Genomic DNA, 23,502 nt, shown 5'->3' with positions numbered 1-23,502 from the left:
CTGGTCATTTCAACTTTACTCCCGCTTGCAGTGCGCGCTGGACGGCAGCCCGCAGGCGACCAGGCGGCCGACGTCGGGGTTGGTCAGGTAGTTCAGGTGGGCGTAGTCGGGGCGCTCCAGCAGGCCGAAGTAGGTGCTCGCGTTGGAGACCAGGATGTTGTAGACCGTCACGCCCTGGCGCGCATATTTTTCCGATTGCAGCGTGTACGACAGCAGGTCGTTGGGATCGGTGAACGCCACCAGCGTCAGGCGCCGGTCGGTGGCCGCCCCTTGCACCGCCAGCCGCTTTTGCAACAGCCGTTGCAGACTGTCGGGCGCGGCCGGGGCCAGCGGCGCCGTGGCTATCTGCTGGTCGGCCAGCGACAGCAAGGGTATCTGGTTGGCCGCCATCACCAGCAAGCGCAGGCGATCCACCGCCTTTTGCGCCACCAGCGCCGCGCGCGAGCCGGGCGCTTCCTCCGTCATGCGCAGCAGGGTATCGAACAGGATCTTGCTGCCCATGCTATGCGAAATCACCACCAGCGGTACCTCGGACGCGGCGTCGCCGGCGTCCAGCACTTGCAGGATCGCATCGCGCATGCGGCGCTGGATGTCGTCGCGCGCCACGCCCTGGTAGACCAGCGCGTCGGGCAGGCAATCGTCGATCAAGCCATCCTTGAAGCGCGCGTTGAGACGGGCGCGGGTGGACGTGAACGGCGCTCCGCCTTCGCAGATGGACGACTTGCCGGTCTGGTCATAGCACAGCTGGCGCTTGAGGGCGGTGGTCAGCGGCGACCAGATCAGGGCGTCGAAACGCAGGCGGCCGGCGGGCGTCTGGACGTTGGACGAGACGATCTGGACCTGCGGTCCGCCGGCGGCGGCGTGGGCGGACGACGAACTGCTCGCTGCCGTGAGCGACTGCATCAGCTGGCCCACCACCACGCCGGCCCAGCTGGCGTCATGGGTGCAGATGCCGTGCACCAGCAGCACGTCGGCGCTCTTGCCTTGGGTGCCGGCGGCCAGGTCGATCAGGCCGGGGAAGGTGGTGCCCGCGTCCAGCAGCTGCGGCGGACGGTAGGGCGTGGTGCAGGCGCACAGCATCAGCACGATCAGCAACAGCGCGCGGCGTTTCCAAGTCAGGGTATTCATGCTGAACCTCCAGTCGCGGCGCGCGGGTGCGCCGATGAGGTCCAGTGTATTTTTCCCTGCGGCGGCGACTTTGTCGCACCGCAGGGAAGGGCTCAGCTTACTGCTGGGCCAGCAGCGATTGCAGCACCGGCTGCAACACCGACTTGCCCAGTTCGGCGCTGCGGGCGCCGTTCCAGCCGGTTTCCGGATCCGGATCGTTGGCGTTGTCCTTGAACGGCATCTCCAGCGTCAGCGACAGGCAGCCGAAGGCGTGAGTGATGTGCGGCGAGCCCATGGTCAGGGTTTCGTCGGTGTACGGCGTTTCGCCGTAGCCGTACTCGTCCTGGAAGTCCGGGCTGGCGATCAGGAAATTGTCGATGAAGTATTGTTGCGCTTCTTCCTGGTCCGGCGTGAAGGTCGGCAGCGATTCGCTGCCCGCCACGAACACGTAAGGCAGGCCTTCGTCGCCGTGGATGTCCAGGCACAGGTCGCAGCCGATTTCCAGCATCTTGTTCTTGACCAGGAACACTTCCGGGCTGCGTTCCATGGTCGGGTTCAGCCACTCGCGGTTCAGGTTGGCGCCGGCCGCGTTGGTGCGCAGGTTGCCGCGCACCGAGCCGTCCGGATTCATGTTCGGCACCACGTAGAACACGGCTTCCTTCAGGCACTGGCGGCCGAACGGGTTGGCCGGGTCCAGCAGCGCCTCGACCATGCCTTCGACAAACCACTCGGCCATCGTCTCGCCCGGATGCTGGCGGGCGATGACCCAGACCTTTTGCTCCGCTTCCGGATCGCCGATCACCAGCATGTTCAGGTCGCGGCCGTCGATGGTGTTGCCCAGGTCGACCAGCTTGACCAGCGGCGACAGTTGCGCGTTGTCCAGCAGCGACAGGTGGCGCTCCCACGAGTACGGTTCGAAATAGGCGTAGTAGACGCTGTCGTATTCCGGCGTGTGGTTGATGGTCATCACCGTGCCGTCATAGGTGGTCGGCACGCGGAACCAGTTGTCGCGGTCGTAGCTGGCGACGGCCTGGTAGTCTTTCCAGCCGTCAGGGTAGGCGGCGGTGCCGGCGTTCAGGAAGCGCAGCGCCAGCGGCGTGGCTTGCGCGCCCTGCACGCGGAAATAAAACCATTGGGTGATGTCGGCGTGCGAATCCTTGCGGATGTTCAGGTCGATGGCGGCCGGATCGTCGGCACGCAGGACCTCGATGGCGCCGGCGTCGAATTGCTGGCTGATTTTGATAGACATGGCTGAATCCCGGTAAATTCTATGTAAGAAGTTTGTTTGCGCTTGTGGCGCAGTGGCGACATGATACAGGGTCGTGTCGGGCACTGCCGGTAACTTTTACAACGCGGGCCGACGCGCGCCCGGCCCATGCGCTAAGTGTTTGATGTGACAGGCAAACCGCGTCGCGGCCATGGCGGGCATATTTTCTGCGTCTGCCCAAGGGAAGTTCAACTTAACCCTGGAGGCAACTTATGAATATCCTGTACCAGCGCATCGTGCGGTGCGTCTTGCTGGCGCTGACGTTATGGGGCGCCACGCCGGCCCACGCCGGCGTCATCTATTTCCTGCATAACGCCGTCTTCAAGGATGGGGCGGCGGCCAACGGCGCCTTCACCTTCGACGCCGGACATATCGATTTCTTGAACATCGTCACCTCGCCGGGCTCACTGGACGGGCGCACCTATGACAATAGCAATGCCCAGGCCGAGTACGGCAGCGACTTCCCGGTGCCTCACGTCTACCTGATCCGCTTCTTCCTGAAATCGGACCCCTCCAACGACCTGTTCTTCTACATCGCCGGCGCGCCGGGCCTGGAGGGGACCGGCAGCGGCGCGCATCAGTTCCTGACCGCCGCGCAAGAGCAACAACTAGGATTTCTCGATCCGCCTGGCGAGGATGTCTCGGTCACCGGCGGGCAAGTGTTCCGCGAGTTTGACCATGGGTTTGGCAGTACCATCCCCGTTCCCGAACCGGCCACGTCGGCGTTGCTGTTGATCGGCTGGGCGGGCTGGGCGTTGCTGCGCCGCGCGCCGCCGGCGCTCAAACGCCGGCGCGGCTCCCTTATGCCGCCGGCTTCGCCAGACTGAGGTAGCTGCTGCAGGAGTACAATCTCCATGACCCCCACGCTGTTCCGCCAAGCCGGCTTCCGTTACTTCTTTTTCTCGCGCGAGGAAACCCGGATGCACGTGCACGTGTCTCACCTGGACGGCACGGCGAAATTCTGGCTGGAGCCGGAGGTCGCGCTGGCATGGCATACCGGCCTGTCGGCGCAGCAGTTGCAAACGGCTGCGCGGTTTGTCGCCGCGCACCAACTGGAGATGCAAAATGTCTGGCGTACCTATTTCATCCACTGAGTCATCCACTGAGCGGGCCGGCGAAGTCCGCATCCTCGACATCTCGCCGCACGGCTTCTGGGTCGATCTGGGCAATGAAAAATTATACGCGGCCTACGCGGACTTCCCGTGGTTCGCCGGCGCCACGCTGGCGCAACTGGACGACGTGCAGCGCCCCAGCGTCGATCACCTGTACTGGCCGGCGCTGGACGTCGACCTGTCGGTCGACTCGCTGCGCGACCCGGCCGCGTTTCCGCTGCTCGCCGCGGTGACGCCGGCCCGCCGTTAAGCCAGACCGCCGAAGCGGTCGAAGAAGGCCGGCTCGGCGGCGGGGGCCTCGCTGTCCTCGCGGCGCAGCGTGGCGTCGATGTGCTGCTCGGCCGCCGCGTAGACGGCCAGGTAGATGGCCCGCGTCAGCTCGTAGGCCAGCGCGCCCGGCCACGGCGTCGGCAACAGCTCGACCGGCAGTTGCGGATCGTGCAGCTGCACCCGGCGGTAGGCGTGGATCAGCAGCGTGCGCACCACGTAGGCTTGCTGCGGCGGCAATCCGCCTTCCGCTTCGGCCGCCTGTACCGCCGCCAACAGCGGCTCGAACTGCGCGATAAATTGCTCGTAACCCTGCGCCACGCCGCTCAGGTCCCAACCGTTGGCCACCAGGTCGCTCAGCGGCCGGCCGCTGACCTGGCGCATGGACTTGCCCTGCACCACGAACAGCTTGCCTTCCACCCCCAGCCGCTTGAGCAGCTCGTCGAGCGCCGGACCGTCGGCCGCCGGATGGCCCATGATGCCGGGAGCGATCACGCTATAGCCTTCCCACAGCAACTCCTTGCGCACCGCGCTGCGCTCGGCCGCGTTGAGCGCGCCGTCGCCGTTGAGGATCAGGGTCCAGCTGCCGTCCCAGTGCACATTCAGCGGCGCGTAAATGCGGCGGTAGGCGTGCACGAAGCGTGTCATCGCCGGCGGCGTGATCGCGTACGAGCTGCGGCGGCCGTCGCGCTGCGCCCCCAGCCAGCCTTCCTGCGCCAGCCGGAACACCGAGGTGCGCAGCAGCCGGTCGTTGACGCCGAACGGCGCCAGCAGCTCGATCAGGCTGCCCAGCCACACCATGCCGCCGTGCGGCACGATGGCGTCGCCGAAGATGGTCACCACCAGCGATTTCGAGCGCGGCGGGTCGCTGGCCAAAAATCCGGTTATCCAGTCGTTGCAATTCATGGGCAGACATCTCTTTCTATACACACAAACAAGAGTTTACTTTGCCTGACCATCGGCGCAGCATTTATTTCACCGTCGTTGCCGATGGGATACTGATATTTGATCTGATTCAAAAAAAACGTAGTCAAAGAAAAATATGTATCGTATTATTGAATGATCAGCGATGAGGAGACAGCGATGTATGCACAAATGGTGGAGACGGGCCTGAGCACGGTCCGCACGGCGGACGACATGGCCGCCGACGAGCGCGCCTTCCAGGCCCGCATCGACGACGGCGTCAAGATCGAGGCCAAGGACTGGATGCCGGACGCCTACCGCAAGACCCTGATCCGGCAAATTTCCCAGCACGCGCACTCGGAAATCGTCGGCCAGCTGCCCGAGGGCAACTGGGTGACCCGCGCGCCCACGCTGAAACGCAAATCCATCCTGCTGGCCAAGATCCAGGACGAGGCCGGCCACGGCCTGTACCTGTACAGCGCCGCCGAGACGCTGGGCGTGTCGCGCGACGAGCTGCTGGCCGCCCTGCACAGCGGCAAGGCCAAGTATTCCAGCATCTTCAACTACCCGACCCTGTCGTGGGCCGACATGGGCGCGATCGGCTGGCTGGTGGATGGCTCGGCCATCATCAACCAGATCCCGCTGTGCCGCTGCTCCTACGGCCCGTATGCGCGCGCCATGATCCGCGTCTGCAAGGAGGAATCCTTCCACGCGCGCCAGGGCTACGACATCATGATGGCGCTGGCCAAAGGCACGCCGGAACAGAAGGCGATGGCGCAGGATGCGCTCAACCGCTGGTGGTGGCCGTCGCTGATGATGTTCGGCCCGTCCGACGCGGAATCGGTCAACAGCGCGCAGTCGGCGCAATGGCGCATCAAGCTGTTCTCCAACGACGAACTGCGCCAGCGCATGGTCGACCAGACCGTGCCGCAAGCCGAATACCTGGGCCTGACCGTGCCCGACCCGGATTTGAAATTCAACGCCGACACCGGCCACTACGAATTCGGCGCCATCGACTGGAGCGAGTTCCACAACGTCCTGAAGGGCAACGGCCCGTGCAACCGCGAGCGCCTGCGCACCCGCGTCAAGGCCTGGGACGACGGCGCCTGGTTCCGCGAAGCCCTGGTCGCACACGCCGACAAACACGCCACCGCCAAGGCAGCATAAGGAGATCAAGATGAGCAAAGAATGGCCACTGTGGGAAGTATTCATCCGCAGCCAGCACGGGCTGGCGCACAAACACGTCGGCAGCCTGCACGCGCCGGACGCCGAAATGGCGGTCAACAACGCGCGCGACGTCTACACTCGCCGCAATGAAGGCGTCAGCATCTGGGTGGTGCGCGCGGCCGACATCGTCGCCAGCAGCCCTGGCGACAAGGGCGCGCTGTTCGAACCGTCCAACAGCAAGGTGTATCGCCACCCGACCTTCTTCCCGATGCCGGAAGAAGTCAAAAACCTGTAAGCGAGGCTGTCATGGAAAACCCTGTGCAAAACAAGGTAAATTATTTACTGCGATTGGGTGACAACGCCCTGATCCTGAGCCAGCAACTGTCGCAGCTGTGCGGCAAGGGCCCGGCGCTGGAAGAGGACATGGCGCTGACCAACGTCGCGCTGGACCTGCTGGGCCAGACCCGCCTGTGGTACGAGTACGCCGGCGAGCTGGAAGGCGCCGGCCGCGACGAAGACAAGCTGGCCTACCACCGCGACGCCCACGACTTCAAGAACTGCCTGCTGCTGGAGCAGCCGAACGGCAACTACGCCGACACCATGGTGCGCCAGTTCTTCTTCGACGCCTGGCACTACTTCCTGATCGTCGGCCTGACGCGCAGCAGCGACACGCGCATCGCCGCCATCGCCGAGAAATCGCTGAAGGAAGTGACTTACCACCTGCGCCGCAGCGGTGACTTGATCGTGCGCCTGGGCGACGGCACGGACGTCAGCCACGCCAAGACGCAAGCGGCCGTGAATGAACTGTGGATGTACAGCGGCGAGGTGTTCGCCTACGACGCCATCGATGAATCGATGGTGGCAGAAGGCGTGGCCCCAGCCGCCGCCGACCTGCGCGCGCAATGGCTGGCGCACGTGGCCGAGATCCTGGCCGAAGCCACGCTGACCATGCCGCCGGCCGACGCCTGGATGCAAAGCGGCGGCAAGCAAGGTCGCCACAGCGAGCACCTGGGCTACATCCTGGCCGAGATGCAGTTCCTGCAGCGCGCCTATCCCGGCGCCACCTGGTAAGAACTCGCCATGATCGCCGCCGCCATCAACGCTCCCGCCGCCGCCCAGGTCTGGGCCTGGCTGGGCGAGGTCTCCGACCCCGAAATCCCGGTCATCTCGATCGTCGACCTGGGCATCGTGCGCGACGTGCAGCTGGCCGCCGATGGCGCCTGTACCATCACCATCACGCCGACCTATTCCGGCTGCCCTGCGATGCAGGTGATCGCCGACGCCATCACCGAGGCGCTGCACGCACACGGCCTGCAAGACGTGCGCCTGCAAAACCAGCTGTCGCCCGCCTGGACCACCGACTGGATGAGCGAAGCGGGCAAGGCCAAGCTGCAAGGCTACGGCATCGCTCCGCCGGCGCAGCAAGTGATCGACATCAGCGGCCTGCGCGCGGGCGCCGGCGCAGCGGGTGCGCTGGCCGCCATCTCGCGCCGCGCGCAGCCGCGCCTGACGGTGGCCTGTCCCAACTGCGGCTCGCACCACACCGAAATCACCAGCCAGTTCGGCTCCACGCCCTGCAAGGCCTTGTACAAATGCCTGGACTGCCGCGAGCCCTTCGACTACTTCAAGTGCCACTAAAAAGATCATGAGCAAATTCCACCCGCTGACCGTCTCGCAAGTGCGCAATGAAACGCGCGACACCATCGCCGTCACCTTCGCCGTGCCGCCCGAGCTGCAAGACAGCTTCAAGTTTCAGCAAGGCCAGCACCTGACGCTGCGCGCCCAGATCGGCGACGAGGACGTGCGCCGCTCGTACTCGATCTGCTCCGCCGTGCAGGAGGGCGCGCTGCGCGTGGCCATCAAGCGCACCCAGGGCGGTCTGTTCTCCAGCTGGGCCAACGACACCATCAAGCCCGGCATCACGCTCGACGTGATGCCGCCGATGGGCCACTTCAACGTGCCGCTGGACGCCGCCAACCACAAGCACTACCTGGCCTTCGCCGCCGGCAGCGGCATCACGCCCATCCTGTCGATCATCAAGACCACGCTGGCGGCCGAACCGCACAGCCGCTTCACGCTCTTCTACGGCAATCGCGCCTCGTCGTCGGTGATCTTCAAGGACGAACTGTCCGACCTGAAGGACACCTACATGGAGCGCCTCAAGCTGGCCTACGTGATGAGCCGCGAACAGCAGGACATCGAATTGTTCAACGGCCGCATCACCAAGGAGAAGGCCGCGCAATTCCTCAAACACTGGGTGTGGGTGGAGGACATCGACGTCGCCTTCATCTGCGGCCCGGAAGACATGATGCTCGGCGTTTCGGAAGCCCTGCAGGAAGCAGGCATGCCGAAGTCGCAGATCAAGATCGAGCTGTTCGCCGCCAGCATTCCCAAGCACCAGCACAAGCCGCGCGCGGTCGATCCGCAAGCGGGCCGCCATGAAACCGAAGTCACGGTCATCCTGGACGGCAACGCCACCAGCTTCACCATGGACCAGGACAAGGAATCGCTGCTCGACGCGGGCCTCAAGGCCGGCATCGACATGCGCTACTCCTGCAAGGGCGGCGTGTGCTCGACCTGCCGCTGCAAGCTGCTCGAAGGTAAAGTCGACATGGACGTCAACTACGCGCTGGAAGACTACGAAATCGCGCGCGGCTATGTGCTGAGCTGCCAGAGCTTCCCCATCACCGACAAAGTCGTCATCGACTTCGACCAGGCCGAATAAAACATCCCACCGGAGACGCCATGAACTACGAGAACATCCTCTTCGACATCACCGACGGCGTCGCCACGCTGACGCTGAACCGACCCGATAAGCTCAACAGCTTCACCCAGGCCATGCACGAGGAAGTGCGCCACGCCATGCACAAGATCAGCCACGACAAGGCCGTGCGCGTGATGGTGCTGACCGGCGCCGGCCGCGGTTTCTGCGCCGGCCAGGATTTGTCGGACCGGTCGGTGGAGCCGGGCGCCCGTCCGGTCGACCTGGGCGACTCGGTGGAAAAGAACTACGCCCCGCTGGTGCTGGCGCTGCGCGCCTTGCCGATGCCGGTGATCTGCGCCGTCAACGGCGTGGCCGCCGGCGCCGGCGCCAACATCGCGCTGGCCTGCGACATCGTGCTGGCCGCAAAATCCGCGTCCTTCGTCGAAGTGTTCTGCAAGCTTGGCCTGATCCCCGACACCGGCGGCACCTACTTCCTGCCACGCCTGATCGGCAGCGCGCGCGCCATGGGCCTGGCCATGCTGGGCGATAAACTCAGCGCCGAAAAGGCCGAGTCCTGGGGATTGATCTGGAAGGCCGTGCCGGACGACGAACTGGCCGCCGAAACGCAGGCCATGGCGCGCCACTTCGCCACCGCGCCGACCAAGGGTCTGGCCTTCACCAAACAAGCCTTGCATTGCAGCCCGCACAATTCGCTGCAACAGCAGCTGGCGCTGGAATGCGAAATGATGAGTGAACTGGGTCGCAGCGACGACTACCGCGAAGGCGTCGCCGCCTTCATGGAAAAGCGCGCACCGCAATTCAAGGGGAAATAAGATGGCAGCTCTCCACACCGACCGCGCGGTCGCCGTCATCGGCAGCGGCGCCATGGGCGCCGGCATCGCGCAGGTGGCCGCCGTCGCCGGCTACACCGTCAAACTGTTCGACACCCGGCCGGAAGCGGTGGCCAAGGCCATGTCCGACATCGCCGCCGCGCTGAACAAGCTGGTGGCCAAGGAGCGCATGAGCGCCGTCGACGGCGCCGCCGCCATCGCCCGCGTGCAGGCGGCCGTCACACTGAACGATATCGCCGACGCCGCGCTGGTGGTCGAAGCCATCGTCGAGAACCTCGACGTCAAGCGCGGCCTGTTCGCGGAGCTGGAAGCCATCGTCGCCGACGACTGCATCCTCGCCACCAACACCTCTTCGATCTCGGTCACCGCCATCGCCGCCAAGCTGCGCCTGCCGGCGCGGCTGGTCGGCATGCACTTCTTTAATCCGGTACCCCTGATGGCGCTGGTCGAAGTGATCAGCGGCCTGGCCACCGACGCCGCCGTCGCGCAAACCGTGTACGACACCGCCGCCGCATGGGGCAAACAGCCGGTGCACGCGAAGTCCACACCGGGCTTCATCGTCAACCGCGTGGCACGGCCGTTCTACGCCGAGGGCTGGCGCCTGCTCAACGAGCAGGCCGCCGACGCCGCCACCATCGACGCCGTCATGCGCGACTGCGGCGGCTTCCGCATGGGGCCCTTCGAGCTGATGGACTTGATTGGCCATGACGTCAATTTCTCGGTCACGCAATCGGTGTTCGGCGCCTACTTCAACGATCCGCGCTTTACGCCGTCGGTGCTGCAGCAGGAGATGGTCAATGCGGGTTTCCTCGGCCGTAAATCGGGCCGGGGCTTCTACCACTACGGCGACGCCGCCCCCGCGATGGCACAGCCGCAGGCGGAAGCCGCGCAGCCGAAGCCGGAATTCGTCAGCTACACCATCGAGCCGGGTGCGGCGGTCGGCCCGTCGCATGCGGTCGGCGGCGCGGTTTGCGACGCGCTGGCGGCGCGCCTGCGCGCCTCCGGCATCAACATCTCGCACCGCAAGACGCCGGAAGCGCGCAGCCACGCCGCCGGCACCGACGACGCGCCGGCGTTCCACTGCAACGGCGCCGCCGTCTACCTGACCGACGGCCGCAGCGCCACCCAGCGCGCGCACGACAGCCATCATCCGGACACGGTGCTGTTCGACCTGGCGCTGGACTATGCCACCGCCAAGCGCATCGCCGTCAGTTGCTCGGATCAATGCTCGCCTGCGGCCTTCAACGCCGTGGTTGGCCTGTTCCAGGCGGCCGGCTTCACCGTCACGCGGCTGGACGACGTGCCCGGCCTGGCCGTCATGCGCACCGTCGCCATGCTGGCCAACGAGGCGGCGGACGCGGTCAACCAGGGCGTCTGCAACGCGCAAGCTGCGGACATCGCCATGCAGAAGGGCGTCAACTATCCACGCGGCCCGCTGGCCTGGGCAGATGCGATAGGCAGCGGCCAGATCGTCGCCGTGCTGTCCAACCTGGCCGCAGGCTATGGCGAGGACCGCTATCGCGTGTCGCCGCTGCTGCGCCGCAAGCAGGCAGCAGGAGGGCGCTTCCATGACTAAGACCGCGACTCTGGTCACCGCGTCCTCGCTCAACGCCGAGGAAGCGCAGGCGCTGGCGCAAGCCGTCGGCGCCGCCATGTTCGAAAGCGACCCCGCCTCGCAGGGCCTGGGCATGAAGATCGACGCCATCGCTCCCGGTTACGCCCGCATGTCGATGCCGGTGCGCGCCGACATGTTGAACGGCCATGGCAGCTGCCACGGCGGCTTCATTTTCACGCTGGCCGACAGCGCGTTTGCCTTCGCCTGCAATAGCCATAATCTGACCACCGTGGGCGCCGGCTGCACCATCGACTACCTCGCGCCCGCGCGCCTGCACGACGTGCTGACCGCCGACGCGACCGAGCAGGCTTTGGCCGGCAAGAGCGGCGTCTACGACGTCAAGGTGACCAACCAGGACGGCCGCACCGTCGCGCTGTTCCGGGGGAAATCGCACCGCGTCAGCGGACATATCGTTCCTGTGCCGCAGCACGCCGAGTAAAGAGGAGACACCGATGGTTCAACGCATACCCGCGCCGTCCGATCTGGAACCGATCGAACGCGCCAGCAAGGACGAACTGCAAGCGCTGCAACTGCAACGCATGAAGTGGTCGCTCAAGCACGCCTACGACAACGTCGCCCACTACCGCGCCGCGTTCGACGCCGCCGGTGTCCATCCCGATGACCTGCACACGCTGGCCGACCTGGCCAAGTTTCCCTTCACCGGCAAGAAGGAGCTGCGCGACAACTACCCGTTCGGCATGTTCGCCGTGCCGCAGGACCAGGTGGTGCGGGTGCACGCCTCCAGCGGCACCACCGGCAAGCCGACCGTGGTCGGCTACACGCAGAACGACATCGACACCTGGGCCAATGTGGTGGCACGCTCGATCCGCGCCGCCGGTGGCCGTCGCGGCGACATGGTGCATATCTCCTACGGCTACGGCCTGTTCACCGGCGGCCTCGGTGCGCACTACGGCGCCGAACGACTGGGCTGCACGGTGATCCCGATGTCCGGCGGCCAGACCGAAAAGCAGGTGCAACTGATCCAGGACTTCAAGCCGTCCATCATCATGGTCACGCCGTCGTACATGTTGAACATCATCGAGGAGTTCCAGCGCCAGGGCCTGGATGCTGCCGCCAGCTCGCTCAAGGTCGGCATCTTCGGCGCCGAGCCGTGGACCGACGCCATGCGCCGCGAGATCGAACAGCGCGCCGGCATCGACGCGGTGGACATCTACGGCCTGTCCGAAGTGATGGGCCCCGGCGTCGCCAGCGAGTGCATCGAGAGCAAGGACGGCCCGGTCATCTGGGAAGACCATTTCTACCCGGAGATCATCGACCCCGAAACCGGCGAAGTGCTGCCGGATGGCGAAGAGGGCGAGCTGGTATTCACCTCGCTGAGCAAGGAAGCGCTGCCCATCATCCGCTACCGCACGCGCGATCTCACGCGGCTGTTGCCGGCCACCTCGCGGACGATGCGCCGCATCGGCAAGATCACTGGCCGCTCGGACGACATGCTGATCATCCGCGGCGTGAACGTGTTCCCTTCGCAGATCGAGGAACTGATACTCAAGATGCCCAAGCTGGCGCCGCAATACCAGCTGGTGATCAGCCGCGACGGCCACCTCGACAAACTGGACGTGCTGGCCGAGCTGCGGCCGGGCGTTGCCGACAGCGAGACCGAAGCGCTGGCGCGCGAGCTTGAGCACCACATCAAGACCTATGTCGGCGTCACCACCAAGGTGCGCCTGCTGGCCCCCAACGGCATCGAACGTACGCTGACGGGCAAGGCCCGCCGCGTGGTCGACCAGCGCCCAAAAACTTAAGGAGATTCCGTGAACGACGCTTTCATCTGTGACGCCATCCGCACCCCATTCGGCCGCTACGGCGGCGCCCTCGGCGGCGTGCGCGCCGACGACCTGGCCGCGCTGCCCATCGCCGCGCTGATCGCCCGCAATCCCGGCGTCGACTGGTCCAAGGTCGATGACGTCTACTACGGCTGCGCCAACGGCGCCGGTGAGGACAACCGCAACGTCGGCCGCATGGCTGCGCTGCTGGCCGGCTTGCCGGTTGACGTACCGGCCAACACCATCAACCGCCTGTGCGGCTCCAGCCTGGACGCTGTCGGCATCGCCGCGCGCTCGATCAAGGCCGGTGAAGCGCAGCTGGTGATCGCCGGCGGCGTCGAAAGCATGACGCGCGCGCCCTTCGTCATGGGCAAGGCCGACAGCGCATTCTCACGCGCCGCCAAGATCGAGGACACCACCATTGGCTGGCGTTTCGTCAATCCGCTGATGAAGGCCAAGTACGGCATCGACAGCATGCCGGAGACGGCCGAAAACGTCGCCCAGGAATTCGGCATCAGCCGCGCCGACCAGGATGCGTTTGCGGTGCGCAGCCAGCAGCGCTGGGCCGCCGCCCACGCGGCCGGCGTGTTCAAGGACGAAATCGTGCCGGTCACGCTGCCACAGAAAAAAGGTGATCCGAAGATCGTCGACACCGACGAGCATCCGCGTCCGGACACCACGGTCGAGATGCTGGCCAAGTTGAAGGGCGTGGTCAAGCCGGATGGCAGCGTCACAGCCGGTAATGCATCGGGCGTCAACGACGGCGCCTGCGCAATTTTGCTGGCATCGGCCGCCGCCGCCGAGCAGTACGGCCTGCGCAAGCGCGCCCGCGTGCTGGGCATGGCGACCGCCGGCCTGGCGCCGCGCATCATGGGCTTCGGCCCGTCGCCGGCATCGAAGAAGGTGCTGGCGCAGGTTGGCCTGACCATCGAGCAGATGGACGTGATCGAATTGAATGAAGCCTTTGCCGCGCAGGGACTGGCCGTCACGCGGGACCTCGGCCTCGCCGACGACGCGGCGCACGTCAACCCGAACGGCGGCGCCATCGCCATCGGCCATCCGCTGGGCGCATCCGGCGCGCGGCTGGTGCTGGCGGCGCTGAACCAGCTGGAACGCACCGGCGGCCGCTACGCGTTGTGCACCATGTGCATCGGCGTCGGGCAGGGGATCGCCCTCGTCATCGAACGCGTGTAAAGCGCAGGAGCGCCGACATGGTCAAAGTCTACGAAATCAATGGCGTCACGCCGGTGGTCCATCCGACCGCCTACGTGCATCCCAGCGCGGTGCTGATCGGCGACGTCATCGTCGGCCCGCGCTGCTACGTCGGTCCGTTGGCCGCGCTGCGCGGCGACTTCGGCCGCCTGATCCTGGAAGAGGGCGCCAACCTGCAGGACACCTGCGTCATGCACGGCTTCCCCGGTGCCGATACGGTGGTCGAGCGCGACGGCCATATCGGCCACGGCGCCGTGCTGCACGGCTGCCGCATCGGCCGCAACGCGCTGGTCGGGATGAACAGCGTTGTGATGGACAATGCCGTCATCGGCGCCGACAGCATCGTCGCCGCGATGAGTTTCGTCCGCGCCGGCATGCAGGTTCCGCCGCGTAGCCTGGTGGTCGGCACGCCGGCCAAGGTGGTGCGCGAACTGCGCGACGACGAGATCAAATGGAAGACCGAGGGCACCGGCCAGTATCAGGAACTGGCGGTGCGCTCCATGAACACCATGCGCGAAGTGGAAGCGCTGACCGAAGTGGAACCGGACCGCAAGCGCGTCGAGTGGGAAAGCTCACTGCCGCTGCACCTGCATAAGAACGCCCAAGCATAATCAACGGAGAGATAAACATGGCATCAACCCTGCAAAGCTGGATCGGCGGCCGATGGATAGGCGCCGAAGCCTCTGCGCCGCTGCACAGCGCCTTGAACAACGCGCTGATCTACCACACCCACGCCGAGAAGATCGACTTCGACGAAGCCGTCACCTACGCCCGCAAGACCGGCGTGCCGGCGCTGATGAAGATGGACTTCCAGCAGCGCGCCGCGCGCCTGAAGGCATTGGCGCTGTACCTGGCCAGCCGCAAGGAAGAACTGTACGCGATCTCGCACCTGACCGGCGCCACCCGCGCCGACAGCTGGGTCGACATCGAAGGCGGCACCGGCACGCTGTTCGCCTACGCCAGCATGGGCAGCCGCGAGCTGCCGTCGTCGAATGTGCTGCACGAAGGTCCGGCCATGGCGCTGGGTAAGAACGGCGGCTTCTCCGGCACCCACATCCTGGTGCCTCGTGGCGGCCTGGCGGTGCACATCAACGCCTTCAACTTCCCGATCTGGGGCCTGCTGGAGAAATTCGCGCCCAGCTTTCTGGCCGCCATGCCGTGCATCGGCAAGCCTGCCTCCGCCACCAGCTACCTTACCGAGGCGCTGGTGCGCATGATGAACGATTCCGGCCTGCTGCCGGAAGGCGCGCTGCAACTGGTCATCGGCAGCACCGGCGACCTGCTGGATCGCCTGGGCGGCGCCGACGTCGTCACCTTCACCGGCTCGGCCGATACCGCCGCCAAGCTGCGCACCAACCGCAACCTGATCGCCAACTCGGTGCCGTTCACCGCCGAAGCGGATTCGCTCAACTGCGCCATCCTGGCGCCGGACGTCACGCCGGACGACGTCGAGTTCGACCTGTTCGTCAAGGAGGTGGCGCGCGAGATGACCGGCAAGGCCGGCCAGAAATGTACCGCCATCCGCCGCATCATCGTGCCGGAAAATATGGTGGACGCCGTCGGCACGCGCCTGCGCGAGCGTCTGGCCAAAGTCAGCATCGGCGACCCTTCGGTGGAAGGTGTGCGCATGGGCGCCCTGGCATCCAAGGACCAGCAGCGCGATGTGGCGGAGCGGGTCGAGCTGCTCGCGCGCGGCAACGAAGTGCTGTTCAGTGAACGCGACGGTTTCAAGCTGGTCGGCGACGGCGTCGCCAACGGCTCCTTCTTCTCGCCGACGCTGCTGCTGTGCCGCGACGGCATGCGCAACGATGCGGTGCACGATATCGAAGCCTTCGGTCCGGTCAGCACCATCATCAGCTATAACGGCATCGACGAAGCGCTGGCGCTGGCTGCGCGCGGCAAGGGTTCGCTGGTCTCCACGCTGGTGACCAAGGACCCGGCCACCGCCGCCTACGCCGTGCCGATGGCCGCCGCCTCGCATGGCCGCGTGCTGATACTGGAACGTGAAGCGTCGGTCGATTCGACCGGCCACGGCTCGCCGCTGCCGCAACTGAAGCACGGCGGTCCTGGCCGCGCGGGTGGTGGTGAAGAGCTGGGCGGCATCCGCGCCGTGCGCCACTTCCTGCAACGCGCCGCGGTGCAAGGCTCGCCGACCATGCTGGCCGCCGTCACCGGTGAATACGTGCGCGGCGCCAAAGTGCAGGAGAGCGAAGTCCATCCGTTCCGCCGCTACTTCGAAGACCTGAAGATGGGCGACTCGCTGCTGACGCACCGCCGCACCGTGACCGAAGCGGACATCGTCAACTTCGGCGGCGTCTCCGGTGACTACTTCTACATGCACTTCGACGACATCGCCGCCAAGGACACGCAGTTCGGCAAGCGCATCGCGCACGGCTACTTCGTGCTGTCGGCCGCTGCCGGCTTGTTCGTCTCGCCGGCGCCTGGTCCGGTGCTGGCCAACTACGGCCTGGACAACCTGCGCTTCATCACGCCGGTGGCGATCGGCGACACCATCCGCGCGCGCCTGACCTGCAAGCGCAAAGTGGACCGCAACCGCACCGACGACAAAGGCGTGGGCCAGGGCGTGGTCGCGTGGGATGTGCAGGTGACCAACCAGAACGACGAGCTGGTGGCCAGCTACGACATCCTGACCTTGGTGATGAAACGCGCCTAAGGTAACAGCCGCGCCGGGGACTGGATTTTCCCGGCGCGGCGGCGCAGAATGCTGTTCTCTTTGCTACTGCGTACACCAACATGGCGTCCACCATCACCAAGCGTTCCTTCGATTTCGCCCCCTGGCGCTACCCGCGCGGCTGGCTATTGCTGGCTGTAGTCATGCTGGTCGTCAGCGTGGCGGTACAACTTCCGAACGGCTGGAGCGTGCTTGGCGCGGTGCGTATCGTGCTGTTGGGAGTGATCGGCTTTACGCTGGGGCAGGCCATCGAGAATATACCGGCGCGCGGCTGGGTGCTGGCCGATGGCCGCGCCGCCTTCCTGGGCCGCATCGCGCAACTCGGCTATGAGGCAGGCGAAGAAACGGCGCAGGGGCAAGTGTTCAACAACAAAAAACACAAATTCCCCTGGATCGCCGGCACGGTCGTGCTGGGGCGCGCCGAAAACGGCGAGATGCCCGTTACCTTCCCGCTGCGCTTTTATCGAATACTGAAACGCATTCAGGCGTAGTCGCGGCCCGCGCGGGCTCAATTTTCCGCTTCGGTGCTCAATGCTGCTAACAGTCTTGCCATGGCGTCGTCCGAGACCTCGTTTGGCGTCCCTTCGACAAACTTTGCCTTGCGCGCCACATAGTCGAGAAAACGGGCCTGATTGATGATCGCTGCGCCTTGGGTTCGGGTGCCGGTTCCCATCAACGTGGTTGCCCAGCCCCGAACCCGGTCGAGGTTTGCCCCTTGCGTAATGGGCGCCATCAGCGCACGCCCTTGCTTGTTGGACTCGGCGTTGGATAGCACCAGTGCCGGTCGCATGCCATGGATCTCCGTGCCGACCGTGGGATCCATCGATATGAGGTAAATATCGCCCTGTCGGGGACTGCGGCGTTTCATCGTTCGGAGCCCACAGGCGGCATGTTTTCCCACGCTTGAAGATCGTCCGGCATAGGCGCTTTGGGATTACATTGGGCGTTGAGTTCCGCAGCTGTCAGGCGTGAGCGCTTTGCCTTGATGAGCAAGCCGTCGGGAGTTGCCTGTAGCGATACCGTCTGGCCTACCGCAAAACCCATGAGACGCAATATGGCCGGCGGCAGAGCCACTCCGATGGAATTTCCCTGGCGGCGTATGGTGGCTTCTGTTTCCACGATTCCTCCAATCAAAGTAATACCATGTAAGACTAGGCCGCTGAAAAGCAGCCGTCAAACATAGTATTACCTTGCTTGCGAAGGATCAAGCGTGCAGGCCGAACGGATCGTCGATGCTGTGCGCCGGTTCGGTGAACCACTTCGGGCCGTTCTCGGTCATGTAGAAATGGTCCTCGTGGCGCACGCCGAATTCGCCGGGGATGCAGATCATCGGCTCGTTCGAGAAGCACATGCCCACGTCCAGCGGCGTCTTGTCGCCGCCGACCAGATACGGCCACTCGTGGATATCGAGGCCGATGCCGTGGCCGGTGCGGTGCGGCAGGCCTGGCAGCTTGTAGCCGGGACCAAAACCGTCCGCCTCCAGCGAACGGCGCGCGGCCATGTCCACCTGCTCGCACGGCACGCCCAGCTGCGCCGCATTGAAGGCCGCCAGCTGCGCCGCCTTCTCGCTGTTCCACACCGAACGTTGACGCTCGCTGATCTCGCCGTACACATAGGTGCGCGTGATGTCGGAGATGTAGTTGTGCAGTTTGCAGCCTGTATCGATCAGCACAGTGTCGCCCGGTTGCAACGTTTGCACATAACTCACACCGTGCGGATAGGCGGTCGCCTCGCCGAACAGCACGATCACGAAGTAGGAACCGGAGGCGCCGACCTTGCGGTGCGCGCGGTTGATGAACTCCTCCACTTCGACCGTGGTGATCCCCTCGCGCAGCATGCTGGCGGTGGCCACGTGCACGGCCAGCGTCATGTCCTTGGCGCGCTGCATCAGCGCGATCTCGTTGGCGGACTTGCGGGTGCGGCAGTGCGCCGTGACCTTGCTGGCGTTTTCCAACGCGTAGCCATCGGCCAGCGGACGGATGCCGTCGTAGATGAAGAAAGCCGCGCTTTCGCAGATGCCGACGCGCGGCGCGACGCCGCCCGCAGCGGCCGGCGCGATGCCCATGCGCTTGAGTGTATCGATGAACAGCTGGTACGGGCTCTCATGCTCATGCCAGGTATTGACGTTGCCCTCGACCTTCATGAAGTCCTTCAGCGTGCTCTCTTCGAAAGCGGGCGCGATGTACTCCACCGCGCCGCTGGCCGGCAGGATGGCGCCAACCATGCGCTCGCTGGCGTGCCACTTGGTGCCGGTGAAGTAGGTCATGTTGGAGCCGGCGTTGACATAGATCGCCGCGATGCCCTGGTCGCGCATGTAAGCCTGCGCGCGCGCCAGGCGCTGGAGGTGTTCATCCTTGCCGATGGGGACCGCGCCTGCGGTCATGTCGGACAGCGAGGCCAAGGCCTCTTCTATGGTTTTTCCGCCAATAGTCATTTTTATAATCCCTGAATTGATTTGCGTGACCGCGCGGATCTTTGTCTGCGCCAGCCGACGATCATAACAGTTTTGCCACTGCCGCCAAGTCACAGGCAGGTAATACGCCAATGCTAGTGTGCCGAATTCCGCACCCACTTCAGGACTCACTTATCATGTCGCTTGCCTCCCATTTTCGTCCCCGCCAATTGCTGATCCCTACCGCCATTGCCATCCTGTTGACCGCCGTCGCCTGCGGTGGCGACCAACCTGCCGCCGTCGTCGTGCCGCCGATTCAGAGCGGCCGCTGGATCGCCGGCGACCTGCACACCCACACCACGCAGTCGCCCGACACCGATGTGAGCCAGACGCTGGACAAGGTGCTGGGCAAGGCCTTCACCACCTATGGCCTGGACTGGATGGCGATCAGTAACCACCTGCGCCTGTCGTCGCGCGACGAGAAGGGCGCTTCGCTGCCGGCGGCGATTCCGCTGTCGACCGGCGTGGAGCGCTACGAGATCCCGCGCGTGCAGGCCTTGCAGGCGGCCGGCACCTACGCCGACAAGTTGATCTTCTCCGGCTTCGAGTGGGACATGCCGACCCACGACCACATCGGCATCGGCCTGTTCGAGGGCAGCGACAAGCTGGCGTCCAGCACCAAGGGCATGAAGGAATTCGAGTACCTGTTCACCACCCGCGATGCGGCATTGTTCGACGCGGCCGATGTCGCAGCGTGGAAGACCAAGTACGGAACCACCCGCTACAACGCCACCGCCGACGACGCACTGAAGGCCATCAGCTGGCTGAAGGACAACTACCCGGACACCAGCTACGCCGTGGTCAATCACCCGTCGCGCAACAAGGGTAGCTACACCATCGACGACTTCCGCCGTTTCAACGACATCGCGCCGAACATCGTGTTCGCCATCGAGGGCATGGTCGGCAACCAGATGGAACCGGACCGCGGCGGCTATACGGCCGCCTACACGCTGGAGAACGCGCCGCTGCGCGCCTACGGCGGCGTGGACTACATCGTCGCCAAGGTCGGCGGGACCTGGGATGCGCTGCTTGGCGAGGGCCGCCGCATCTGGAACCTGACCGATTCGGACACCCACTTCAAAATCGTCGGCGGCAACAGCAGCGGTTACTTCCCCGGCGAGTATGCGAAGAACTACGTCTTCAACAGCGCCCAGGGCAAGCCAGCCGCCAAGGACCTGCTGCAGGGCCTGCGCTCAGGGAAAATGTTCTCGACCTACGGAGACTTGATCAACGCGCTGGACTTCAACCTGGCCAGCAAGGATGACCGCAAGGAGATGGGCGGGGAACTGAAGGTGGTCAGCGGCGACAAGGTGACGATCACGATCCGCTTCAAGTCGCCGGCCAAAAACAACTACGAGAAGCCGGTCGACAGCGGCACGGCCGCCAACGTCAGGCCGGTGGTCGATCACGTCGACCTGATCGTCGGCGACGTGGGCGCCAAGGCCACGCCGGGCAGCGCCGCCTACAGCGTGGCCACCAACGCCAGCACCCGCGTGGTGAAGCGCTTCACCAGCGCGGACTGGAAGGTCGATGCGGACGGCTACTTCAGCATCAGCTACGAGACCACCGCCAGCAAGAACCAGTACTACCGCCTGCGCGGCACCAACCTTGGCGTCGATGTCGCCGGCCTGACCCAGGACGGCGAACCGCTGGCGGACCAGCGCACCGGCACCACCGACAACACGGCGCGCTTCAACGACATCAACGACCGTAACTACCGCAGCCTGTGGTTCTATTCGAACCCGGTGTTCGTCAGCCTGCGTTGATTACTGCGTTATCAGGCTGACCTTGTCGAGTACGAAGGAGGTCTGCTTGCCGTTGTCCTCGCGCATGACGAAGGCCAGCGTCACCGTACGTCCCTTGAAGGCTGACAGATCGTAGCTGCGGATCTGGTAGCCGTCGGCGGCGTCGAGGTTGGACCAGGTGGCCAGTGTGCGCAGCACGGAGCCGGTGCTGCTCCTCACGGTGACGGTCAGCCGGTCGTACACCGTGGGTTTGGTTTCATCGGTGTCGATATGCAGTGCGAAGCTCAGCATCGCCGACGTGGCGTTCGACGGTATCGTCACGGACTGGGTCAGCGTTTCGATCGCGAAGAAGCCGTTGCCGCCCAACCAGGCGTAGCGCGTGCCTTCGTACGCCGGCTGGTCGGCGAAGCTGCCGATCACGCCGGTGCTGCCGTGCCATCCGGTGGTGCCGTTTTCGAAGCCGCCGTTGGTCACGCGCTCGGTACCGCCACCGCCGGCGGTGACGGTCAGCGTCGCCTTGGCCGAGGTGGCGCTCTTGGGTGGCGATGCCGCGTCGCTGACCACCGCATTGAACATCGCGCCGTTGTCGGCGATCTGCGCCGTCAACGAGTAGCTGGCCGCCGTCGCGCCGGCGATCTCGGCGCCGTTGCGATACCACTTGTAGGAATAGGGCTGCGTGCCACCGCTGGCGCCCACGCTGAACGATGCAGTCGCGCCGGGCGCCACGGTCACGCTGGCCGGCTGCGTGGTGATCGAGACATCGCCGCCGCCGGCCGTTCCCTCGTCGACATCGGCGCCGACGTTGATTGCCGCGTAGGCGCGCTGCACGGCGATGGCCTCTTTCGATCCGGCGCCATACAACTCCTGCGCGGAGGCCAGCACCTTGGCGCGCGCGTCGGCGTAGTTGGTCGACGAAGTGAACTTGGTGGTGTTGGCCTTGAACCAGATCCGGTAAGCCTTGTCGTTGCCCACGCCCGTCATCGCGGCGGGGCTCTTCACCAGGTATTTGCTGTAGTAGTCGGACGCCGGATCGCTGCTGGAACCCTGCGCCAGGAAGTAGTACATGCGGTTATTCGGTCCGCTGGAATAGTGCACATCCAGGTATTTGATGGTGCTGCTCCATGCATCGGGACTTTGGCCATCCTTGCTCGGCTTGTACATCCAGCGCAGCGGCTGGCCGGATTTGCTGATCTCCTTGCCCATCATCCAATCGTTGCCGGTGGCCGGTATCACGGCGCCGGTGCCGCCGGCGCGCGCGTAGGCTTCCACCATTTCGCCGCCGATGTCGGAGTTCGATTCGTTCAAGCCGCCCGATTCGCCGGAGTAGGTCAGGTCCGAGGTCGACGCGGTAACGCCGTGCGACATCTCGTGGCCGATCACGTCGATGGAGCCCAGGCTGTAGAAGCTGTTGCCGTCGCCGATGTACATGCACTTGCAGCTGTCGTCGTAGAAGGCGTTGTCGTACTGGGTATCGACGTGGGCGGCGATATAGGTGGCGGTGTTGTTACCGTCCAGCGAATGCCAGCCCAGCGCGTTCTTGTTGGCGTCGTAGGTGTTCATCAAGCCCCACAGCGCGTTGACGGCGGCGGTCTGGCCGTTGGCGTCGGTGGTGCTGCCTCCGTTGATATACTGCTTGCCGTCGCCCCAGGTGTTGCTGCTGTTGGTGTAGATGCTGCCGGGATTGGGATTGTTGGCCGAGCTGTGGTTGGCGTTGGTGATCGCCATGCCGCCGAATTTTCCGCCGATGCCGCGCGAGTCGTCCAGCATCTGGTAGCTGCTGCCGGCCAGCGAGGTATTGATTGGCACCACGCCGTTGTACTGGCTGTTGCCGGTGCCGACCACCGTCTTCAGCGCCTGCCACTGCGCGATGATGGCGCCGGTCTTGGCATCGACGACGGTGTCGTAATAGACTGGCTTGCCGTCTTCCGCCATGCGCAGCTTAACGTAGTAGGCCAGCCGGTAGCTGTCCACCACCTCTTCCACGTCCAGCGCATTGAGCTCGGACTCCGGCTTGTTCGCCGCCGAGGGCAGGCGCACCGTCTTCATGATCGGGTAGATCAGCAGTTCGGCGCTGGGCGGCCAGCGGTTGGTGCCGCGCGGCGCGATGGAATTGGCCGCCACGGTAATGGCGTCGGTGGCGCTCAGCGTGGGCACCATGTCGCTGATGGAGGCCGGCGCCAGGCCGGTGGCCAGCTGGCCGCGCCGGTCGGAGCTCGACACGCTGACGATACTGCCGGCGGCATTGGTGACCACCACCGATTCCGAACCGAACACCCGCAAACCCTTGTAGGTGTGCTGGGCGCGGACGATTTTTTGCCCGACGACGCCCGGATGCAGGCTGCTGATGCGGAAACTCAGGTCGGGCGAGACGCCGCGCGCGGCGTCCATCGCCGCCAGTTGCGCGACCAGGCCGGAGGTGTCCTGCGGCGTGAGCGTGTTGACCGGAGGGGCCATCAGTTGGTCTGCCGCGAACGTCGCGGTGGCGGCCAGCATCGACGTCGCGGCGGCGACGGCGGTGGTGACGGTGAGCAGGCGTGTACGCAGGATCATCTCATCCTCCCAATTTCAACCATTCCAGCTGGCATCGAATGATGTCGCCGATTCCGCGTGGCGGATGAATCACG

General features: G+C 65.1%; 24 protein-coding genes. 17 read left to right on the top strand and 7 right to left on the bottom strand.

Annotated elements, in window-relative coordinates:
* Positions 1–15: 15 nt before the first annotated feature.
* Both RUGAMON1_RS09430 and RUGAMON1_RS09425 read right to left on the bottom strand, forming a co-directional pair.
* On the bottom strand, positions 16–1,128 hold the full coding sequence (locus RUGAMON1_RS09430; protein ID WP_445230257.1) for a hypothetical protein: 1,113 nt from the start codon (positions 1,126–1,128) through the stop codon (positions 16–18).
* A gap of 97 nt (positions 1,129–1,225) precedes the next feature.
* Positions 1,226–2,356 (bottom strand): M14 family metallopeptidase, encoded by a 1,131-nt coding sequence (locus RUGAMON1_RS09425; RefSeq protein WP_445230256.1) that lies wholly within the window; start codon positions 2,354–2,356, stop codon positions 1,226–1,228.
* Between the two features lie 230 nt (positions 2,357–2,586).
* On the opposite strand from RUGAMON1_RS09425, the gene RUGAMON1_RS09420 reads away from it, so the two are divergent.
* Genes RUGAMON1_RS09420 through RUGAMON1_RS09410 form a run of 3 tightly spaced genes read left to right on the top strand, consistent with a single transcriptional unit; the run spans position 2,587 to position 3,736 of the window.
* Positions 2,587–3,201, top strand: a complete 615-nt coding sequence (locus RUGAMON1_RS09420) for a PEP-CTERM sorting domain-containing protein (protein WP_445230255.1) — start codon at positions 2,587–2,589, stop codon at positions 3,199–3,201.
* Positions 3,202–3,228: 27 nt separating this feature from the next.
* Positions 3,229–3,468: a DUF4160 domain-containing protein gene (locus tag RUGAMON1_RS09415; protein WP_445230254.1), complete on the top strand. Its 240-nt coding sequence runs from the start codon at positions 3,229–3,231 to the stop codon at positions 3,466–3,468.
* Positions 3,440–3,736 (top strand): DUF2442 domain-containing protein, encoded by a 297-nt coding sequence (locus tag RUGAMON1_RS09410; protein ID WP_445230253.1) that lies wholly within the window; start codon positions 3,440–3,442, stop codon positions 3,734–3,736. Before RUGAMON1_RS09415 ends, RUGAMON1_RS09410 begins: the two co-directional genes overlap by 29 nt.
* On the opposite strand, the gene paaX is transcribed toward RUGAMON1_RS09410, so the two are convergent.
* Positions 3,733–4,659 (bottom strand): phenylacetic acid degradation operon negative regulatory protein PaaX, encoded by a 927-nt coding sequence (gene paaX / locus RUGAMON1_RS09405; protein ID WP_445230252.1) that lies wholly within the window; start codon positions 4,657–4,659, stop codon positions 3,733–3,735. The two genes, RUGAMON1_RS09410 and paaX, sit on opposite strands and share 4 nt — an antisense overlap.
* Positions 4,660–4,836: 177 nt before the next feature.
* Here paaX and paaA point away from each other — a divergent pair, with 177 nt between their 5' ends.
* The 13 genes from paaA (at position 4,837) to RUGAMON1_RS09340 (ending at position 17,172) form a co-directional block, all read left to right on the top strand.
* Positions 4,837–5,823: a 1,2-phenylacetyl-CoA epoxidase subunit PaaA gene (gene paaA / locus RUGAMON1_RS09400; RefSeq protein WP_116991758.1), complete on the top strand. Its 987-nt coding sequence runs from the start codon at positions 4,837–4,839 to the stop codon at positions 5,821–5,823.
* 10 nt (positions 5,824–5,833) lie between these two features.
* Positions 5,834–6,118 (top strand): 1,2-phenylacetyl-CoA epoxidase subunit PaaB, encoded by a 285-nt coding sequence (paaB, locus tag RUGAMON1_RS09395; RefSeq protein ID WP_020701068.1) that lies wholly within the window; start codon positions 5,834–5,836, stop codon positions 6,116–6,118.
* A gap of 23 nt (positions 6,119–6,141) precedes the next feature.
* A complete protein-coding gene (paaC, locus tag RUGAMON1_RS09390; protein WP_445230251.1) occupies positions 6,142–6,894 on the top strand; it encodes a 1,2-phenylacetyl-CoA epoxidase subunit PaaC in 753 nt (250 codons plus the stop codon).
* 9 nt (positions 6,895–6,903) lie between these two features.
* Positions 6,904–7,461 carry a 1,2-phenylacetyl-CoA epoxidase subunit PaaD gene (paaD, locus tag RUGAMON1_RS09385; RefSeq protein ID WP_445230250.1) on the top strand — a complete coding sequence of 186 codons (558 nt, stop codon included), beginning with the start codon at positions 6,904–6,906 and terminating at the stop codon, positions 7,459–7,461.
* Between the two features lie 7 nt (positions 7,462–7,468).
* On the top strand, positions 7,469–8,548 hold the full coding sequence (paaE, locus tag RUGAMON1_RS09380) for a 1,2-phenylacetyl-CoA epoxidase subunit PaaE (RefSeq protein WP_445230249.1): 1,080 nt from the start codon (positions 7,469–7,471) through the stop codon (positions 8,546–8,548).
* 20 nt (positions 8,549–8,568) lie between these two features.
* On the top strand, positions 8,569–9,360 hold the full coding sequence (gene paaG / locus RUGAMON1_RS09375) for a 2-(1,2-epoxy-1,2-dihydrophenyl)acetyl-CoA isomerase PaaG (protein WP_445230248.1): 792 nt from the start codon (positions 8,569–8,571) through the stop codon (positions 9,358–9,360).
* Position 9,361: 1 nt separating this feature from the next.
* Positions 9,362–10,954: a 3-hydroxyacyl-CoA dehydrogenase PaaH gene (paaH, locus tag RUGAMON1_RS09370; protein ID WP_445230247.1), complete on the top strand. Its 1,593-nt coding sequence runs from the start codon at positions 9,362–9,364 to the stop codon at positions 10,952–10,954.
* The gene (gene paaI, locus RUGAMON1_RS09365; RefSeq protein ID WP_445230246.1) at positions 10,947–11,432 is read left to right on the top strand and encodes a hydroxyphenylacetyl-CoA thioesterase PaaI; all 486 of its coding nucleotides are present in this window, start codon (positions 10,947–10,949) and stop codon (positions 11,430–11,432) included. Before paaH ends, paaI begins: the two co-directional genes overlap by 8 nt.
* A gap of 13 nt (positions 11,433–11,445) precedes the next feature.
* Positions 11,446–12,756, top strand: coding sequence for a phenylacetate--CoA ligase PaaK (gene paaK, locus RUGAMON1_RS09360; RefSeq protein WP_445230245.1), 1,311 nt, complete (start codon positions 11,446–11,448; stop codon positions 12,754–12,756).
* A 9-nt stretch (positions 12,757–12,765) separates the two neighbouring features.
* Entirely contained in the window at positions 12,766–13,971 is a 1,206-nt protein-coding gene (pcaF, locus tag RUGAMON1_RS09355) for a 3-oxoadipyl-CoA thiolase (RefSeq protein WP_445230244.1), read from the top strand.
* Positions 13,972–13,988: 17 nt separating this feature from the next.
* Complete coding sequence (gene paaY / locus RUGAMON1_RS09350; RefSeq protein ID WP_445230243.1) at positions 13,989–14,600, top strand: phenylacetic acid degradation protein PaaY; 612 nt, start codon at positions 13,989–13,991, stop codon at positions 14,598–14,600.
* 17 nt (positions 14,601–14,617) lie between these two features.
* Positions 14,618–16,663, top strand: coding sequence for a phenylacetic acid degradation bifunctional protein PaaZ (paaZ, locus tag RUGAMON1_RS09345; protein WP_116991735.1), 2,046 nt, complete (start codon positions 14,618–14,620; stop codon positions 16,661–16,663).
* Positions 16,664–16,743: 80 nt separating this feature from the next.
* Entirely contained in the window at positions 16,744–17,172 is a 429-nt protein-coding gene (locus tag RUGAMON1_RS09340) for a hypothetical protein (protein WP_445230242.1), read from the top strand.
* 17 nt (positions 17,173–17,189) lie between these two features.
* On the opposite strand, the gene RUGAMON1_RS09335 is transcribed toward RUGAMON1_RS09340, so the two are convergent.
* The 3 genes from RUGAMON1_RS09335 to RUGAMON1_RS09325 all read right to left on the bottom strand — a co-directional run bounded on the left by RUGAMON1_RS09335 (position 17,190) and on the right by RUGAMON1_RS09325 (position 19,115).
* Entirely contained in the window at positions 17,190–17,549 is a 360-nt protein-coding gene (locus RUGAMON1_RS09335) for a type II toxin-antitoxin system PemK/MazF family toxin (RefSeq protein ID WP_445230241.1), read from the bottom strand.
* Positions 17,546–17,800 carry an AbrB/MazE/SpoVT family DNA-binding domain-containing protein gene (locus RUGAMON1_RS09330; protein WP_445230240.1) on the bottom strand — a complete coding sequence of 85 codons (255 nt, stop codon included), beginning with the start codon at positions 17,798–17,800 and terminating at the stop codon, positions 17,546–17,548. The genes RUGAMON1_RS09335 and RUGAMON1_RS09330 overlap by 4 nt, the downstream gene beginning before the upstream one ends.
* An 85-nt stretch (positions 17,801–17,885) precedes the next feature.
* Positions 17,886–19,115, bottom strand: a complete 1,230-nt coding sequence (locus RUGAMON1_RS09325; protein ID WP_445230239.1) for a M24 family metallopeptidase — start codon at positions 19,113–19,115, stop codon at positions 17,886–17,888.
* A 155-nt stretch (positions 19,116–19,270) separates the two neighbouring features.
* Between RUGAMON1_RS09325 and RUGAMON1_RS09320 the strand changes: the two genes are divergently transcribed.
* Positions 19,271–20,899, top strand: a complete 1,629-nt coding sequence (locus tag RUGAMON1_RS09320) for a CehA/McbA family metallohydrolase domain-containing protein (RefSeq protein ID WP_445230238.1) — start codon at positions 19,271–19,273, stop codon at positions 20,897–20,899.
* Here the strand turns inward: RUGAMON1_RS09320 and RUGAMON1_RS09315 are convergent, their stop codons facing one another.
* Positions 20,900–23,428, bottom strand: a complete 2,529-nt coding sequence (locus RUGAMON1_RS09315; RefSeq protein WP_445230237.1) for a M4 family metallopeptidase — start codon at positions 23,426–23,428, stop codon at positions 20,900–20,902. It lies immediately after the preceding gene.
* Positions 23,429–23,502 lie beyond the last annotated feature (74 nt).

Origin of the sequence: Duganella rhizosphaerae, from assembly GCF_040364205.1 — a bacterium.
Taxonomy (GTDB): domain Bacteria; phylum Pseudomonadota; class Gammaproteobacteria; order Burkholderiales; family Burkholderiaceae_D; genus Rugamonas; species Rugamonas rhizosphaerae.
This window is presented reverse-complemented; position numbering and strand designations above follow the sequence as displayed.

Excerpts from the sequence above, each read along its gene's own strand:
- paaX (WP_445230252.1), bottom strand. The coding sequence starts at position 4,659 with ATGAATTGCAACGACTGGATAACCGGATTTTTGGCCAGCGACCCGCCG.
- RUGAMON1_RS09335 (WP_445230241.1), bottom strand. The coding sequence starts at position 17,549 with ATGAAACGCCGCAGTCCCCGACAGGGCGATATTTACCTCATATCGATG.
- paaE (WP_445230249.1), top strand. The coding sequence starts at position 7,469 with ATGAGCAAATTCCACCCGCTGACCGTCTCGCAAGTGCGCAATGAAACG.
- paaY (WP_445230243.1), top strand. The coding sequence starts at position 13,989 with ATGGTCAAAGTCTACGAAATCAATGGCGTCACGCCGGTGGTCCATCCG.
- RUGAMON1_RS09415 (WP_445230254.1), top strand. The coding sequence starts at position 3,229 with ATGACCCCCACGCTGTTCCGCCAAGCCGGCTTCCGTTACTTCTTTTTC.
- paaI (WP_445230246.1), top strand. The coding sequence starts at position 10,947 with ATGACTAAGACCGCGACTCTGGTCACCGCGTCCTCGCTCAACGCCGAG.
- paaA (WP_116991758.1), top strand. The coding sequence starts at position 4,837 with ATGTATGCACAAATGGTGGAGACGGGCCTGAGCACGGTCCGCACGGCG.
- paaZ (WP_116991735.1), top strand. The coding sequence starts at position 14,618 with ATGGCATCAACCCTGCAAAGCTGGATCGGCGGCCGATGGATAGGCGCC.
- paaH (WP_445230247.1), top strand. The coding sequence starts at position 9,362 with ATGGCAGCTCTCCACACCGACCGCGCGGTCGCCGTCATCGGCAGCGGC.
- RUGAMON1_RS09320 (WP_445230238.1), top strand. The coding sequence starts at position 19,271 with ATGTCGCTTGCCTCCCATTTTCGTCCCCGCCAATTGCTGATCCCTACC.
- RUGAMON1_RS09430 (WP_445230257.1), bottom strand. The coding sequence starts at position 1,128 with ATGAATACCCTGACTTGGAAACGCCGCGCGCTGTTGCTGATCGTGCTG.
- paaD (WP_445230250.1), top strand. The coding sequence starts at position 6,904 with ATGATCGCCGCCGCCATCAACGCTCCCGCCGCCGCCCAGGTCTGGGCC.
- RUGAMON1_RS09325 (WP_445230239.1), bottom strand. The coding sequence starts at position 19,115 with ATGACTATTGGCGGAAAAACCATAGAAGAGGCCTTGGCCTCGCTGTCC.
- RUGAMON1_RS09315 (WP_445230237.1), bottom strand. The coding sequence starts at position 23,428 with ATGATCCTGCGTACACGCCTGCTCACCGTCACCACCGCCGTCGCCGCC.
- paaG (WP_445230248.1), top strand. The coding sequence starts at position 8,569 with ATGAACTACGAGAACATCCTCTTCGACATCACCGACGGCGTCGCCACG.
- paaB (WP_020701068.1), top strand. The coding sequence starts at position 5,834 with ATGAGCAAAGAATGGCCACTGTGGGAAGTATTCATCCGCAGCCAGCAC.
- RUGAMON1_RS09340 (WP_445230242.1), top strand. The coding sequence starts at position 16,744 with ATGGCGTCCACCATCACCAAGCGTTCCTTCGATTTCGCCCCCTGGCGC.
- RUGAMON1_RS09410 (WP_445230253.1), top strand. The coding sequence starts at position 3,440 with ATGTCTGGCGTACCTATTTCATCCACTGAGTCATCCACTGAGCGGGCC.
- RUGAMON1_RS09425 (WP_445230256.1), bottom strand. The coding sequence starts at position 2,356 with ATGTCTATCAAAATCAGCCAGCAATTCGACGCCGGCGCCATCGAGGTC.
- RUGAMON1_RS09420 (WP_445230255.1), top strand. The coding sequence starts at position 2,587 with ATGAATATCCTGTACCAGCGCATCGTGCGGTGCGTCTTGCTGGCGCTG.
- paaK (WP_445230245.1), top strand. The coding sequence starts at position 11,446 with ATGGTTCAACGCATACCCGCGCCGTCCGATCTGGAACCGATCGAACGC.